Source organism: Cellvibrio sp. (assembly GCF_039207905.1).
Taxonomy (GTDB): Bacteria; Pseudomonadota; Gammaproteobacteria; order Pseudomonadales; family Cellvibrionaceae; genus Cellvibrio.
Window position 1 is genome coordinate 26,751 of record NZ_JBCECX010000042.1, and the last position, 15,779, is coordinate 42,529.

Sequence of the window (15,779 nt, forward strand, 5' to 3'; positions counted from 1 at the left end):
TTCACCCCGCGTTTTGGTAGCAGAACGCGGGGTTGTTTTTATCTGATATTTTGCCTGCGGGGGTGGCGCTGTATTCTGTGTAAATCCCTGCGGTTTTATTGATGCATCATGATAATATCGACGCCAGCGATCAAGGTTGAAACCGGTAGGGGATTTTTTGCGTGGCGACTCACAAACAATCGGGCGAGGATGAATCCGGTCAAGACCAATCAAACCAGGATGGTGCTAATCCCACTACCATTCGCGGTGGTGACGAACCTGTTCCTGCCCAAAACGCCACTCAATTCACCCAGTACAGCGCCCCACACAATCACTCCGCCGGTTTTGCGCAAGCGCGCGAGCTGGTCAAGCAATCCCAAAGCGGCAAAGGCACGCTGCTGAAAAAGCGCTTTTTATTGGAAGATGTTTTGGGGCATGGCGGTATGGGCACCGTCTACAAAACTAAAGATTTACGCAAAGTTGAAGCAGAAGATCCTAATCCTTACATCGCCACTAAAGTCCTTAACCAGGATTTTAAAGATCACCCCGATGCATTTGTTACCCTGCAGCAAGAAACAGCAAAATCGCAAACACTCGCGCACCCGAACATAGTCACGGTGCACGATTTTGATCGCGACGGTGATACGCTGTTTATGACCATGGAGTTGCTGGAAGGTCAGCCGTTGGATCAGCTTATCAAAGGCCGGCAAGGCAAAGGGCTTGCGAAAGAGAAGGTGTGGAAAATCACGCGCGACTTGTGTGCCGCACTTGCCTATGCGCACCAGCGCCATTTAATCCACGCTGATTTCAAACCGGGCAATATTTTTGTTAACACCGATGGCAATGCAAAAGTATTGGATTTCGGTATCGCCCGCGCTACTTCTAAAGAAGTCCAAAAACATAAATTTGATGCCGGGCAATTAGGTGCACTCACACCCGCTTATGCCACTATCGAGATGGTAAAAGATGAACCGCTTGGTTTTAGTGATGATGTTTACGCACTTGCCTGTGTGGTCTATGAAATGCTGGCGGGGCGCCATCCTTACAGTAATCGTTCGGCTTTATATGCGTTTGAGCAAAAATTTCAACCCAAGCGGTTGGATTGTTTAAGCCTGCGTGAGTGGCGAGTGTTGAGCCGTGCGCTTACACCTGTAAAGGCTGAGCGCTATCAAACAATTTCGCAGTTTGCGGATGAGTTATTTCCCAAACGCAATCCGCTGTTATTCACAGCGGTGTTTGGATTTTCATTAGTATCATTGGCGGGAGCTGGTTGGTTTGGATATAGCCAGCATCAAGCGTCACAGCATTTGCAAAAAACCATTGCAGAAAAAATCACGGCGGCGCAAACCTGTTTTGCATCGCAGGATTTTGATTGCACTATCGAGCAGAGTTTGGTGGCTACCAATCTTGATCCACTGAATAGCGTTGCAATGCAATTGCTGGAAGCGGCACAAAAGGCAAAAGAGCAGAGGATGAATGATGAACGGGTGCGAGAACTTATCGCCGAAGCGCAGCAATGTTTGCTGCAACAGGATCTGGATTGCGCTGCTTTATTCCTGCAAAAAGCGGAAGCCATAGGCGTACACAATTCCCATGTGGTTAGTTTCCACGAGGCGTTGAGTGTAGCGCGTGCGCAGCAAGCCCAATCTTCTGCGCAGAAGCAACAGCTGATTGCTTCTGCATTGGCGAGTGCACAAAACTGTTTATTGAATAAGGATTACACCTGCGCGCTGAGCAATACCAATACTGTTCTGGAGCAAGACGCAGCAAATGCCTCGGCGATTGAAGTCAAACAAGCGGCTACTCTCGCACAAAACCAGGCGAAAGGGCTGACAGGAAGAATTAACAAGCTGATGGCTGATGCTAATAGTTGTATGGAAAAGAAAAACTATTCCTGCGCAATCGCTAAAGCGGAGTCGGTGTTGGATCTTGATGAAGGTTATCAGCCGGCCGCAGCCTTAAAAAACCGGGCACAGGAAACCCAGCGCAAATTGAAAGAAACGGGCTTTACTATTAAATAATGAAATAAATAACCTTCTTGGGGCGGGTCATATGAAATCCAGATTATTGGTTGCGATCATAGCGTTTGCGTTGGTAAATCCGGTGGCGGCATTTAGCCTTGGGGATCTGAAGGACAATATTGATCGTTCACATAAGTGTAAAAGTAATGATCAAGGCTGCAAAAACCGCGAACGCTTAAAGGCAGCAGCACGTGTTGCCGCCGTCGCAGTAGCGGTAACCTTGATCACCAAAATGATTATCAACTATCGCTCAGAGCGAATTGCTAAGGAAGAGCAAGTAGCTGAAGAGTACAAAACCAAAAACCAAAACTTGCCTGCAGAACCCATTGCAACTGAATACCAAACCAAAACCCTGCCAGGTAATGTGGTATCGCCCGGGCAAGAGGTAATTATTCAGTCAGATATAGTCGTGGTGCCGGGCACCCAACAAAAAACAGCATTGATAGAAGAACGCATTGCCATCTATGACAATGAAGATAACACCAAAGAATTAAAAAACTTCACCAAACCAGTCAATGAAAAATCCAAGCAGGGCGGACGCTATCAAAATGAGTTTTCATTCACCTTGCCAGAGGGATTGCCGCAAGGCGTTTACCCGATAAAAACCGAACTGTTGTTAAATGGCAAAGTAGTTAATACTGCAAACAACGATATTCAATTGGTATTGCAGGTGAATCCAGCCGGCGTAATGCAACTGGTTGCGATGAGATGATTTTGTGGCAGGAAGATAGCATCGGTTGAAAATAAAAAGGGCGCTATTTTTAGCGCCCTTTTTAATTGGTACTGAGTGTTTATTTGTTGGTGTTAAAAAATGGCAGTGTGCCATTCGGCAGCATAGTCGTCGGCAGTTGCCCGTTCCATTTTTCCGCTTTAGTCAGCTCAATCAAGTTCTGGTTTTGAGCGAGTGCTTCAGCGCGGCTTTTAATTGCAGAGGCTTCAGCATCGCCTTTAATACGGATACTTTCCGCTTCTGCTTTCGAGCGAGCAAGTTGTGAGTCCGCTTCTGCTTGCGCTTGTGTTACAGCGATCTGCGCGGTGACGCGCTCTTTTTCCAGATTTTGCTTTTGTGTCTGCACTTCAACTTCTGCACGCATACGGTCTTCTACGGATTTTTCATAGGCTGCACTGAAGTCGATATTTTCAATTTGCACCGAGTTAATCACGATGGGGCCATTAATGGATTTGGTGATTGCATCGGTAACATCAAGGCCGAATTTGATCCGTTCCTGCACAACAGAAATTGCCGTGTATCTACCGAAAATGTTTTCCACTTGCGTGGGGACCTGACGATCAACCAGACGTGCAATCATTGCCTCGACACTTTTAAAGTTCTCGTACACTTCTTCCACTTTGTCGGCCGGTACGCTAAAGGTTACCGATGCATTAAGCGTAGCTGGTTGTTGGTCGCGGCTATAGGCTTGCAGATCTTTGTAGCTTGCAGTGTGTGTTTGGACCGAAATTTTCACAACCGTATCGATTAGCGGAACTTTAAATCCCAAACCCGGTGATGCTGTGCCGATAATTTTGCCGTTGCGCAAATGTACACCGCGCTCACCTTGGTCAACGGTATACCAGCTGCCGTAGAGCACGGTGAGAATAAAAATAACAATTATTACCGGGATAATTCTTTTTGCACTGATTGGGTTGGGTGAGCTGAAATCGGTTTTTAACATGGTGCGTCCTTTTGTGTGTTTAGCTATTGTTTTGAGTGTCCGGTTTTGTTGGTAATTCAGTTGTTAATGGTGTTTTTCAACGGGATAAATAATCTTCCAACTCCTGCAGTCGTGCGGGTGTGCCCACATCACTCCAATGGCCTTGATGTAGTTGTCCGGTTAGTTGCCCGTTACTGATCGCGCGGCGCAGTACTTCTACCAGCGGAAATTTTTGGCGCTTGTCTGGATAGCCTGCAATCAATTCAGGGCTCAATAAACTGATTCCACCGAAGGTAAAACGCTGTGGATGCGTTTTATCGGGATCATCAATTAAATGGCTGTGATTATCCAGTGCAAAATCGCCGAGCGGATGAAAATCGGGATTGGGTACCAACAGCAGGTGACCGAGTTGGTTTTCTACAAACGGATGTTGAATGAATTGCGTAAAGTCCAGATCGCACCAAACATCGCCATTCACCAATAAAAAAGGTTCTGTGCCGAGTAGCTCCAGCGCATGCAAAATTGCACCGCCTGTTTCCAATGGCTCCGGCTCGGTGGAATAAATAATCTCCAGGCCGAATTGTTTTCCATCGCCCAGTTGCGCGCGAATTTTTTCGCCGAGATAAGCGAGGTTGATAATGACCTCGTGGATACCGGCTCGCTGCAAATTTTCCAGGTGGTATGCGATCAATGATTTACCACCTGCTTGTAATAGCGGTTTTGGCAAGTGATCGGTGAGTGGGCGCATGCGGTTGCCGAGCCCGGCGGCGAGAATCATTGCTTTCATTGATCGCCCGCCGTGCGGTAATCCTGATACCAGGATTGTTGTTCAGCGAGCGGCAATAAACGTTGCTTGAACCAATCGGCGAACGCCTGCAGTTCAGGATATTGTTCGGCCACTTCCAGGGTGTAGCGAATCACTAATGGCAGGTCGTTGAGATAGCCGGTTTTGTTATCGCGCAAACACAGGCGCGCAAAAATGCCGAGCACTTTTATATGTCGCTGTAGGCCAAGCAAATCAAACCAGCGCAAAAATTCTGCTTCGCTTACGGCAGGAATAATGCCGGCGCTGATGGCTTTGGTGCGATAGTCGAGCGCCCAGCGATTGACCTGATCGGATGGCCAGCGCAGATAACAGTCGCGCAGCAGCGATACCAGATCGTAAGTAACCCCGCCCCAGAGTGCGCCCTGAAAATCAATTACGCCTAGGGAATTGTCGGTGAGCAATAACAGGTTGCGTGAGTGATAGTCGCGATGCACAAAAGTTTGTGGCTGGGCGAGGGCACTGTCTTCAAGCTGGTTGAAAAGGGTATTGAGCATTTGCTGTTCGGTGTCGCTGAGGGGATATCCCAACAAATTACCGACAAACCACTCGCTAAAAATCTCCAGCTCGCGGCGTAACAGGGCGCGATCGTAACGCGGTATAAGTGCGCTATCGTCCTGACTGCGGTGGAGTTGCAGTAGAGTATTCATGGCTTGTTGGTAGAGCGCATCGGCGGTATCGCTGGTCGCTTCGCGGAAGAACAGGCGATCACCAAAATCCTCTACTAACAAGAAACCCTGGGTGGCATCCGCTGCGGGGATCGCCGGGCTACGCACACCTTGCTGCGCCATAAAGCGGGCGATAGCGAGAAATTGCTGGGTATCCTCAGTTGCCGGTGGTGCATCGACCGCCAGCCATTGCGATGGAGTTTGATAGCGGAAGTAGCGGCGAAAACCTGCATCACTTCCCAAGCTATGCAACTCTATAGGATGTTCGTGTTCAGATGTATTCTGGGTTACCCAGTTTGCAAGTGCTAACTTCCTGGTGTCAATTGGCGATGATGCCGCATCAGGATTCAACGGGGATTGGGGGCTGGTCATGCAGATTCCGCGATCAGGTTAGTTATTGGCCGGGCTTGGCGCCTGGTTGTCTTGATGCCCGAATTCTAACCCAGGCAGGTGATTTCCCCCAATTCATTCCCAGTACAGTCGCTTTACAGTAGAATCGCTGCAATTTTTTCGGCGGCATACGCATGGCGCGCCTATTTGAGACCGCGGTTAATGGCTCCAAACCAACATCATTCCAAACAGAACCTGCGCAGTAAATTCCTTCGCTCCCGCCTTGCCCTGTGCGTAGCAGCTCAATGCGCGGGCATATTACTGGCGTCCCCCTTGTCTTCCTGGGCGGTGGATGCGGCAGTTACCGTTAATAAAGATCCTAATGACGAATTGCGCGAGCTGGACTGGATTCCGCTCGAAGAGCTGACTGAAGAGCAGAAAGCAAAGATACCGACCTCTTGTTGCGGTGCCTATGTCGCGCCACCGCGCGATGATGCTGAAGCGGAGATGGATCCGGAAACGGCCAACATTTTCGGTACAGCTGATTATTCGGAAGCGGAGAAGCAGACCAAATTCATCATGCGCAATGATGTGCACCTGACTCAGGGGCGCAGATCATTCCGTGCCGATACTTTTACCTTTGATAAAGGCACCCGCGAGGCAGAGCTGGATGGCAATATCCAGGTGCGCGAACCGGGCCTGTTGTTGCGTGCGGATCACGCTTATGTCGATACCAATACCGGTGATGCCCGTTTGGATAACGCCCGTTTCGTGCTGTACGAAACCCGTGTGCGTGGGCGTGCAGGAAGCTTGGAGAAATTTGGCGATGCCATAATTCGTCTCGATCAAGGCACCTTCACCAGTTGTGAGCCGGGCGATAATACCTGGTCAATTGAAGGCTCCAATATCACCCTGCACAACGACAAGCATTACGGCACCGCCAAGCATATGCGTCTGCATATCAAGGATATTCCGGTTGCCTATGCGCCTTATTTCCGTTTCCCGATTGGCCCTGATCGCCTGACCGGTTTCTTGTTTCCATCGGTTGGGCTTGATCAATCCGATGGTATCGGTGAGTTTTCTGCACCTTTCTATTGGAATATCGCACCCAATTACGACGCGACTTTCACGCCCCGCTATTTGTCGGATCATGGCTATATGTTGGCGACCGAGTTGCGCCACATGTCGTCGTATTTCGATACCGAGTTGAGCGGCAGCGTGCTGAACAATGATCGCAGTGGCGATACTGGCCGTGATGATGATGTGATCGATGACCGTTATCGCGGCAAAGATCGCTGGCAATACAATGTGCTGCAAACCGGTGGGCGCAACCAGCGCTGGTCGACCGAAGTCGATTACACCGATGTCAGCGATACCGATTACCTGCGCGATGTAGATGGCAGTGCGGTTGACCTCAATCGTCAGGCTTATATTCGCCAGCGCGTTGCCGCCGGTTATGCGAGTGAGAACTGGCAGTTTGGTGCAAAAGCAGAAGAGTTCCGCTTGCTGACCAGCACCCAATTGCCTTATCGCGAGTTGCCGCGTTTGCATGCGGATGGCCAATACCGCGTTAGCGATTGGCTGCTTGAGTTGGACAATGAGTACACCAACTTCAGCATGAACCGTTATTTTGAAGAAGATCCCGCCAACGCACTCTACAAAGCTGACCTGATTACCGGTGAGCGGGTGCGCACCAACTACAAATTGACCTGGGATAAAGAGTTTACCCAGGGTTATATCAAACCCGGTGTGGGTGTAAAAACCCTTGGGTACGAGTTGGAAGCGACCAATATGCGCGCCGATGTAGACAGCAGCCAGCAATACGCTGCGCCGCAAGGCTCGCTGGATATGGGATTGTTTTTTGAGCGCGATACTTCCATGTTTGGCGATGCGTTTATCCAAACCCTTGAGCCACGTGCCTTTTATCTGTACCGCGATTACGAAAACCAGGACGAGCTTTACGGCCTGACCTCAGCCGCCAGTTATGTCAACTTTGATACTTCGGATCTGGTGTTCACCTACGACCAATTGTTCCGCGATTCACGTTTTTCCGGTGGCGACCGTATCGACGACACCAACCATCTCACATTGGGTTTGACTAGCCGCTATGTCGAGTCAGATACCGGCATTGAGCGTTTGCGGATGAGTGCAGGCCAGATCATCTATTTTGAAGATCGCGAAGTCAGTATTCTCAATGACGATGATGCCTACGCAAACACCCGTAGTAGTTCAGCGATTGCGACCCAAGTGAGTGCGCAGATTGGTGACCATCTACGTATTACCAATGATTTGCTCTACGACCATCAGCAAGACCATGTAAACACTGTCAGCACCAGCTTGCACTACATGGACGAGCAATACCGCATTCTCAATCTGGGATATCGCTACAGCCGCGATCCGGTATCGCTCAGCCCATTGGAAACCGCCCCGAGCATTGGTCAAAATCTTAATCAAGTAGACTTCACCACAATCTGGCCAGTCTCTGACCAATGGGCACTAATTGCCCGTGCCAACTACGATTTTACATACAATGCGGAACTCGATACCTTTGCCGGGCTCGAATACACCGATTGCTGCTACCGTGTCCGCGTTCTCGCACGGCAGTGGGTGGATTTCGACTTCAGTCCCGACTTTATGGAAAACCTCAACAGTGATGATTATGACCGTGGGGTTTTTATCGAAATTCAATTGCGCGGCTTCGGCAGTCTAAGTCAACGTATTAGCAACCTGCTCGACAAAGCCATGTTTGGCTACGGCGAGCGTGAAAAATCTCTACAATAAAACAGTGATCGAATTATGAGTAAGAACCAAAACAAGCCACAGTCATTGCGCATGGGCTGGACATTATTACTGAGCGGTTTGGTATTAACTGCCAGTCAGCTCAGCTTTGCCCAAAGCACGGCGGTGTCACTGGATCGCGTGGTTGCGATTGTGGATAAAGATGTGGTGCTGGAAAGTGAGTTGAATGATCGTAAAGCGTCGGTATTGGATCGTTTGCGTGGTCAATATCAACAATTGCCACCGGAAGATGTGCTCAACAAACAAATCCTGGAACAATTGATTATCGAGCGTATTGAATTGGCGATGGCTGAGCGATACGAAATCAAAGTAGATGAAGCAGAAATCGATCAGGCAATTGGTCGTGTCCTGCAAAAAAACCAAATTACGCTGGCGCAGTTGGAAGCCGACCTTAAGCGTCAGGGGCTTGACCTCAATGGCCTGCGTAAACAAATGCGCAATGAGCTGACTATCAGTAATTTGCAGCAAGGCATTGTGAATAGCCGTATCAAAGTGACTGATCAGGATATCAATAACTTCCTCGCTTCCAGCGACGGCAAATATGCGACTTCACCGGACTTCCACATCGGCCATATTCTGATTGCAGTATCGAGCAGTGCCGATGCCGACGCTGTTGCAGCAGCGGAAAAGCAGGCGAATGATATTTACCAAAAATTGCAGGCGGGCAGCGATTTCTCGCAAATGGCGATCAGTTTCTCCAATGACCAAGCCGCACTGCAAGGTGGTGATATAGGTTGGCGTAAGCTGGCGCAATTGCCAGAGTTGTTTGGCAACCAAATGGCTAATCTGGTGGTAGGGCAAGTGTCCAAACCTTTCCGCAGCGGTGCCGGTTTCCATATCCTGAAAAATATTGAGCAGCGCGGTGGTGGTGAGCAATTGATTGATCAAACTCACGCACGCCATATTCTGGTGAAGACATCGGAAATTATGGATGATGCACAGGCGCGCGAAAAATTACTCGCCCTGAAAGCCCGAATTGAAAAGGGTGAAGATTTCGCTAAGCTCGCACGTGAAAATTCAGAGGATACCGGCTCTATGCTGAGCGGCGGTGATCTGGGTTGGTCAACTCCCGGTATGTTCGTGGCGGAATTTGAAGAGGCAATGAGAAACACCTCTATCGGCAGCATTAGTCGTCCGTTCAAAAGTCAATTTGGCTGGCACATTTTGCAAGTGATTGAGCGTCGTAAAGAAGACATGAGCGATAAAATGAAGCGCAATCAAGCGGCTAACGTTTTGCGTTCACGTCGTTTTGATGAAGAATTCCAACTTTGGTTGACGCAAATCCGCGAAGAGGCTTACGTCGAAATCAAACTCTAAGTTAGCTTTCTTGCCCGCGGCGGCTAAAAATGAATTGCGTTAAAACATAGCGCAATTTGTTTTTAGCCGCTGTGCATTTGGATACTGCATTTTTATCGTGTATTTTTCTCCCGTGTATTGTTTCAGGCTCAGACCACTATGACCTCCTGTTATCGAATTGCGCTTACGCCCGGTGAGCCGGTTGGTATAGGCCCGGATTTGGTTATCACTCATGCGCAACAAGCGCAGCAACATGAAATTGTTGCTATTGCCGATCCGGATTTATTGCGCGCACGCGCGCAGCAGCTTGGCTATCCGCTAACACTGCGTGAAGTTAACCTGCAAGATGCACCGCGACCTACGCTAGCCGGTGAACTTGCCGTGCTGCCAGTTGCGCTTGCTGAAGCAGCTGAGCCGGGCAAATTGAATGTTAAAAATGCGCCCTATATTTTGCGCACGCTTGATGCGGCAATTGCTGGCTGTGTCAGTGGGCAATTTGCGGCGCTGGTTACCGGCCCCGTACAAAAAAGTATTATCAACGATGCGGGTATCGCCTTTAGTGGCCACACCGAATATCTTGCCGAGAAAACCAATACCGAAAAAGTCGTGATGATGCTCGCCACTGAAGGCCTGCGTGTTGCACTCGCCACTACTCATTTACCATTAAAAGATGTAGCGGCAGCCATCACCGACGACGAACTTACGCAGGTAACGGAAATTTTGCATCGCGATATGCAAGTGCAATTTGGTATCGCCGAGCCGCGTATTTTGGTGTGCGGATTAAATCCTCATGCGGGTGAGGGCGGTCATCTCGGGCGTGAAGAAATCGAGGTGATAGAGCCGGTGCTGGAAAAACTGCGTGCACGTGGCATGAATTTGATTGGCCCACTGCCTGCCGATACCTTGTTCACCCCAAAATACCTTGATCATGCCGACGCTGTGCTCGCTATGTATCACGATCAGGGGTTGCCGGTTTTAAAATACAAAGGCTTCGGTCAGGCGGTAAATATTACGCTCGGCTTGCCGATTATCCGCACCTCTGTCGATCACGGTACGGCGCTGGATTTGGCAGCAACCGGCAAAGCCGATTTGGGCAGTCTTCGCACTGCATTGAGCTACGCACTGGCAATGGTGCAAGCGAAACACGCGCGCAACTAAGTGGAAATTGTTCATGAAAAAAAATCTTAACCAAGAGTCACAACACAAAGCGCGCAAACGGTTTGGGCAAAACTTTTTGATCGATCACGGCATCATCCGTGACATAGTTCGCTCAGTGCATCCACAAAAAAATGATCTGATTGTCGAGATCGGGCCAGGTAAGGGAGCGATTACCCAATTGCTGGCTGATAGCTGTGACAATCTCAGTGTGATTGAATTGGATCGTGATCTAGTGCCCTGGTTAAAAGTGAAATTTGAGAGGCATCCTAATTTCCAATTATTCCAGGCTGATGCTCTGCAATTTGATTTTGCGCAATTAATTAAAAATGGCCAGCCGTTGCGTATTGTGGGCAATCTGCCCTATAACATCTCAACGCCGTTGATTTTCCATCTGCTGACTTATGCTAATCGCGTGCAAGACATGCACTTTATGCTGCAAAAAGAAGTAGTAAAACGCATGGCCGCGCAACCGGGCGATAGTGCATACGGCCGCTTGGGGATCATGGTGCAATATTATTGTGCAGTAGAGGATTTGTTTGATGTACCGCCAACGTCATTCGACCCTGCACCTAAAGTCGATTCAGCGATTGTGCGTTTGACTCCATACGAAACTCTACCGCATGTTGCCAACAACGTGAAAAGTTTGGAGACGTTAGTGAATGTTGCGTTCCAACAGCGCCGCAAAACGCTGCGCAATTCACTCAAACAATTACTGACCGCAGAGCAAATGGAAAGCTTGCCGGTTGATTTACAATTACGCCCGGAAGAAATCAGCTTGCCTGAATATGTAGCAATGAGTAATTTGCTCGGTGAGTTATCGCTTAATGGCCAAACGCTGAAAGAGGCAGATTAAAATGTCGGATATCCAGGTTCTGGTGCGCACTAATTATATTGAAGCGCAATCTGTACCACTTGAACATCGCTATGTGTACAGCTATACCATCACCATCGCCAATAAAAGTGCGGAGCCAGCGCAACTAATCAGTCGCCATTGGCGCATCACCGATGCCAATGAAAAACTGCAAGAAGTGCAGGGCATGGGGGTGGTGGGTGAACAGCCACATATTAAACCGGGTGAGAGTTACACTTACACCAGTGGCGTTATTTTGGAAACGGAAACCGGTATTATGGAGGGTACTTATCATATGCGTGCTGATGATGGCGCTATGTTTGATGCAGCGATCCCCACTTTTGCATTAGTTCCCCCGCACGCGATTCACTAATCCAGTCCAATCGTTTTTACAGGTATTGATATGGCAACCTACGCAATTGGTGATATACAAGGCTGTCTTGAACCCCTGCAATGCCTGTTAAAAGAAATCGAATTTAATCCAATCAAAGATAAACTCTGGCTCGCGGGCGATTTAATTAATCGCGGGCCGGATACCTTGGCAACCCTGCGTTTTTTATATCGCCTGCGCGACTCCATTACGATTGTATTGGGCAACCACGATTTGCATTTTATCGCCGTGTATTACGGGCTGCGTAAACGCGGTAAAAACGATACGCTCGATGAATTGCTGCGCGCACCTGATTGCGCCGATCTGGTGTATTGGTTGCGGCACCAAAAACTGGTGCATCACGATCCCATTTTAAATTTCACTATGGTGCACGCTGGCATTCCACCGCAGTGGGATTTACACGATGCGCTGATACGTTCGCGTGAAGTAGAAGCCGTTTTACAAACCGATAAAATCGAAAGTTTCCTCGCCGGTATGTACGGTAATTTGCCCGGGCGCTGGGATGATAATCTTGATGGCGTTGATCGCTGGCGACTCATTACCAATTATTTTACACGCATGCGTTTTTGCAGTGCGGACGGTGAATTGGAATTGCAAACCAAAGAAAGTGCCGATGCTGCGCCAAGCGGTTTTGCCCCTTGGTTTTCATTCGCTGAGCGAAAAACCTACACCGATAAAATTCTGTTCGGCCATTGGGCAGCGCTTGAAGGCCGCACCGATGTTGAAAACGCTTATGCGTTAGATACAGGTTGTGTGTGGGGTGGATCACTTACTGCATTGCGCTTGGAAGATGAGCGCTGGTTTTATTGCGATTGTCTGGCGTAAAAAATCAATATTGTTTTATTTTTGTGTGTTTTGATTGCCAAATAAACACAATTTGTAACGCTCTGTATCGTTCAGGTTAAATTCAAATTTGTCCCTCTAGTATGAACTCAAGCATCAATGCAGATGCTGTTGTTTTTATCAGAGGATAGATTATGAAAATCAAACTATTGCCTACCATTATTGCAGCCGCCGGTTTTTTAACTGCACCTTTCGCACTTTCTGCAACCTATCAAAGTGAAATATCCGCCGCTTACGCTGACATTGATGTCAGCAACGATTCTGAAGAAGGCTATTTTGTTGGCCTTGAAGGAACATATTATTTCTCTCCGGTGGACACTAAAAATCATCCACTGGCCGAAGCTGCCTTTATTGAAAAGGCGAGTAATCTTTATATAGGTTTGGGTAACTTTGAATTTAAAGAAGCGGGTGATCGTCTTGATATCTACCAGCGTTCAATCGGCGTAGATTTTTATATTCCCAATACTATGTTTTATTTAGGTGCTGGCGTAAATGAAATTAAATCCAAATACACCTGGCCAGCAGAGGGCAATTTTGCAGGTGGTACCGATTCGTCCAAATGGGATTCCACCTGGTTTGTAAAAGCCGGTGTAGCACCCGTTACCGGGTTATTGGTGTGGACTGAATTTACCGAAGATATAGATGTATCCGATCAATGGAATATCAATGGTAAATACGTTATTCCACTATCTGGTGAGCAGGCGTTGAATATTGAAGCCAGTTATGAAAAATCCGATATCAGCTACGCCGAAGATACCATCACCGGTACGGTAGATTATTATTTGGATCGCAATTTAAGTCTTGGTGCTGGTTTTGTGAATGTCTCATACAACAGCGATGAAGATAGCACTACTGATTATTTTGTCCGCGCCCGCAACTTTTTTACCGATAATATTAGCGCTGAGCTGACCTATACCGATGGTGACTATGAAAGCAGTTTAATGCTGGGCGGTACTATTCGTTTCTAGAGCCAGTTTCCAAAAAATTACTGTGTTTATGCAATAGGGATGTTTAATGTGTTGATAAAACGCCAAGGCTGTTCCTGCTTGGCGTTTTTTTGTTTTGAGATAGGTGATCGCATTCGGTTATATAAAAATATTTAGTTATCGTGGATATTTTTTAAAGGGTTATTATTAGTTTGTTCTGATGTTGTTTCTTGCGTTTTAACCCGATGGGTTTATAGTTAATCCGTCGGGTAGCTTTTTATTCTCAGTCGTTTTTTAGCTTAACCGCTCTCTGGGAACCTTGGCATCCCGCCGTTGTTGGAATTGAGGTGTCCGGTTTTATCTGGTACGTCCTGTGTTCTGGCTGTGCGTCTTTGTATTTTAAAGACCAGGGAGTTGAAAGCTTTTTTGTTGAGGCTTTCCCAAGTGTCCCCCTCTTATTAGCCAGTTGGCTGTTTCTGTTGTCAGGTCGCGCCTGTGGTCCAGTTTGAATTGCTGGATATGTTCACCTGATTCCTTTGCCGGTGTTTACCGGCGCCTGTGCGTTGCTAAAAAAGCATGTGCAATATCAATTGCCAGTCATCTGGTTATTTCGTTGCTATTGCCAATCGTGTTTGCCAGTTGCTTTTTGTGAGTCGTTGTTGGGAATAGTAGGTTGGATCAAGTTGCAATCCTGCGCAATGCGTGGGATGGACTCGTTCATCTGTGCATTCCGCTCCGCAAAAAATGCATAAGGCCAAAGCATAAGAATTAACGCCGTAAAAAAGGAGTCGTGCAGTGAAACGCTATTTGCTCAGCATGATAGGTGCGGTGAATTATTTGGCCCTGATAGTGGTGCTGTTAACCAGTTGGCCAGTGCAAGCACAGCAAGAAAGATACAACATGACCCGCGGTGCAACCGATATTAGCCATCAGGTGTACAACCTGCACATGGCGATTTTTTATATTTGCTGCGCTATTGCATTAATCGTATTCGGATTGATGTTTTGGTCGATTGTGCGGCATCGAAAATCCAAAGGTGTAACACCTGCACAATTTCATGGCAGTTTAAAAATTGAATTGCTGTGGACTGCCATCCCTGTGGTCATACTAATAGTTATGGCTATTCCCGCCAGTAAAACACTGATCGCAATGGAAGATACTTCAAAAGCCGATCTCACCATTCTCGTTACCGGATCACAATGGAAATGGCATTACAAATATCTGGAATACCCGATCGAATTTTATTCGCTGTTAGCAACCCCGCGTGAACAAATAAATAATGCGGCAGAAAAAACCGAATTGTATTTGCGCGATGTAGACAAGCCTTTAGTTATCCCTACCGGGAAAAAAATACGCTTCCTTGTTACTGCTGATGATGTGATCCATGCCTGGTGGGTGCCTGCATTTGCCATCAAAAAGGATGCAAACCCCGGGTTTATTAATGAGACCTGGACCAAGGTTGATACGCCCGGTATTTATCGCGGCCAATGCGCTGAGCTGTGCGGCAAAGACCACGGTTTTATGCCGATTGTGGTGGATGTAAAAACTCCAGAAGATTTTGATCGCTGGGCTGCAGAGCAAGTCGAGCTACAAGCCCAGGCAAAAGAGGCAGAAAAAGCTGCGGCACTGGCAACCCAAAGCATGGATGAATTAATGAGTCTCGGGCAAAAAGTGTATGAATCCCATTGTGCCGTTTGCCACCAGGTTTCCGGTGAGGGATTGGCCGGTGCTATTCCCGCGCTCAAAGGTAGTGTGATTGCAACCAAAGATATTCCTGCACATATTCACATGGTGGTATTTGGAAAACCCGCAACCGCAATGCAAGCTTTCGGTAAACAACTGACTACCAGTGAGCTAGCGGCGGTAATTACTTATGAGCGTAATGCTTGGGGCAATAATACTGGCGAGTTGGTGCAAGTGTCCGATGTTGCCGCCGCTTTAGAAGCAGGGGAATAAATAATGAGTGCAGATAATACCAACACCCTCGATGCCGGAAATGAACACGCACACACCGATGAGCACGATCATAAACCCAGGGGATTG

13 protein-coding genes are annotated in these 15,779 nt (G+C 48.0%); 10 read left to right on the forward strand and 3 right to left on the reverse strand.

Features of this window, described 5'->3' with window-relative positions; translation table 11 throughout:
- The first annotated feature begins 161 nt into the window (after window positions 1-161).
- Both AAGC78_RS18940 and AAGC78_RS18945 read left to right on the forward strand, forming a co-directional pair.
- Complete coding sequence (locus AAGC78_RS18940) at window positions 162-2,000, forward strand: serine/threonine protein kinase (protein ID WP_435785673.1); 1,839 nt, start codon at window positions 162-164, stop codon at window positions 1,998-2,000.
- A 31-nt stretch (window positions 2,001-2,031) separates the two neighbouring features.
- Window positions 2,032-2,712 carry a hypothetical protein gene (locus tag AAGC78_RS18945; RefSeq protein ID WP_435785674.1) on the forward strand — a complete coding sequence of 227 codons (681 nt, stop codon included), beginning with the start codon at window positions 2,032-2,034 and terminating at the stop codon, window positions 2,710-2,712.
- A 79-nt stretch (window positions 2,713-2,791) separates the two neighbouring features.
- Here the strand turns inward: AAGC78_RS18945 and AAGC78_RS18950 are convergent, their stop codons facing one another.
- The 3 genes from AAGC78_RS18950 to AAGC78_RS18960 form a co-directional block, all read right to left on the reverse strand.
- Complete coding sequence (locus tag AAGC78_RS18950) at window positions 2,792-3,673, reverse strand: SPFH domain-containing protein (RefSeq protein ID WP_435785675.1); 882 nt, start codon at window positions 3,671-3,673, stop codon at window positions 2,792-2,794.
- 76 nt (window positions 3,674-3,749) lie between these two features.
- On the reverse strand, window positions 3,750-4,439 hold the full coding sequence (murU, locus tag AAGC78_RS18955) for an N-acetylmuramate alpha-1-phosphate uridylyltransferase MurU (RefSeq protein ID WP_435785676.1): 690 nt from the start codon (window positions 4,437-4,439) through the stop codon (window positions 3,750-3,752).
- Window positions 4,436-5,515: an aminoglycoside phosphotransferase family protein gene (locus AAGC78_RS18960; RefSeq protein WP_435785677.1), complete on the reverse strand. Its 1,080-nt coding sequence runs from the start codon at window positions 5,513-5,515 to the stop codon at window positions 4,436-4,438. The genes murU and AAGC78_RS18960 overlap by 4 nt, the downstream gene beginning before the upstream one ends.
- A 291-nt stretch (window positions 5,516-5,806) precedes the next feature.
- Here AAGC78_RS18960 and AAGC78_RS18965 point away from each other — a divergent pair, with 291 nt between their 5' ends.
- The 8 genes from AAGC78_RS18965 to coxB all read left to right on the forward strand — a co-directional run bounded on the left by AAGC78_RS18965 (window position 5,807) and on the right by coxB (window position 15,692).
- On the forward strand, window positions 5,807-8,254 hold the full coding sequence (locus AAGC78_RS18965; protein ID WP_435785678.1) for an LPS-assembly protein LptD: 2,448 nt from the start codon (window positions 5,807-5,809) through the stop codon (window positions 8,252-8,254).
- A 15-nt stretch (window positions 8,255-8,269) separates the two neighbouring features.
- The gene (locus AAGC78_RS18970; RefSeq protein WP_435785679.1) at window positions 8,270-9,589 is read left to right on the forward strand and encodes a peptidylprolyl isomerase; all 1,320 of its coding nucleotides are present in this window, start codon (window positions 8,270-8,272) and stop codon (window positions 9,587-9,589) included.
- A gap of 138 nt (window positions 9,590-9,727) precedes the next feature.
- Window positions 9,728-10,726 (forward strand): 4-hydroxythreonine-4-phosphate dehydrogenase PdxA, encoded by a 999-nt coding sequence (gene pdxA / locus AAGC78_RS18975; RefSeq protein WP_435785680.1) that lies wholly within the window; start codon window positions 9,728-9,730, stop codon window positions 10,724-10,726.
- 13 nt (window positions 10,727-10,739) lie between these two features.
- On the forward strand, window positions 10,740-11,579 hold the full coding sequence (rsmA, locus tag AAGC78_RS18980; protein ID WP_435785681.1) for a 16S rRNA (adenine(1518)-N(6)/adenine(1519)-N(6))-dimethyltransferase RsmA: 840 nt from the start codon (window positions 10,740-10,742) through the stop codon (window positions 11,577-11,579).
- Window position 11,580: 1 nt separating this feature from the next.
- Window positions 11,581-11,949 (forward strand): Co2+/Mg2+ efflux protein ApaG, encoded by a 369-nt coding sequence (gene apaG, locus AAGC78_RS18985; protein ID WP_435785682.1) that lies wholly within the window; start codon window positions 11,581-11,583, stop codon window positions 11,947-11,949.
- A gap of 30 nt (window positions 11,950-11,979) precedes the next feature.
- Window positions 11,980-12,792 carry a symmetrical bis(5'-nucleosyl)-tetraphosphatase gene (locus AAGC78_RS18990; RefSeq protein ID WP_435785683.1) on the forward strand — a complete coding sequence of 271 codons (813 nt, stop codon included), beginning with the start codon at window positions 11,980-11,982 and terminating at the stop codon, window positions 12,790-12,792.
- A gap of 152 nt (window positions 12,793-12,944) precedes the next feature.
- Entirely contained in the window at window positions 12,945-13,778 is an 834-nt protein-coding gene (locus tag AAGC78_RS18995) for a putative porin (RefSeq protein ID WP_435785684.1), read from the forward strand.
- A gap of 753 nt (window positions 13,779-14,531) precedes the next feature.
- Window positions 14,532-15,692, forward strand: a complete 1,161-nt coding sequence (gene coxB, locus AAGC78_RS19000; protein ID WP_435785685.1) for a cytochrome c oxidase subunit II — start codon at window positions 14,532-14,534, stop codon at window positions 15,690-15,692.
- The last annotated feature ends 87 nt before the right edge of the window (window positions 15,693-15,779 follow it).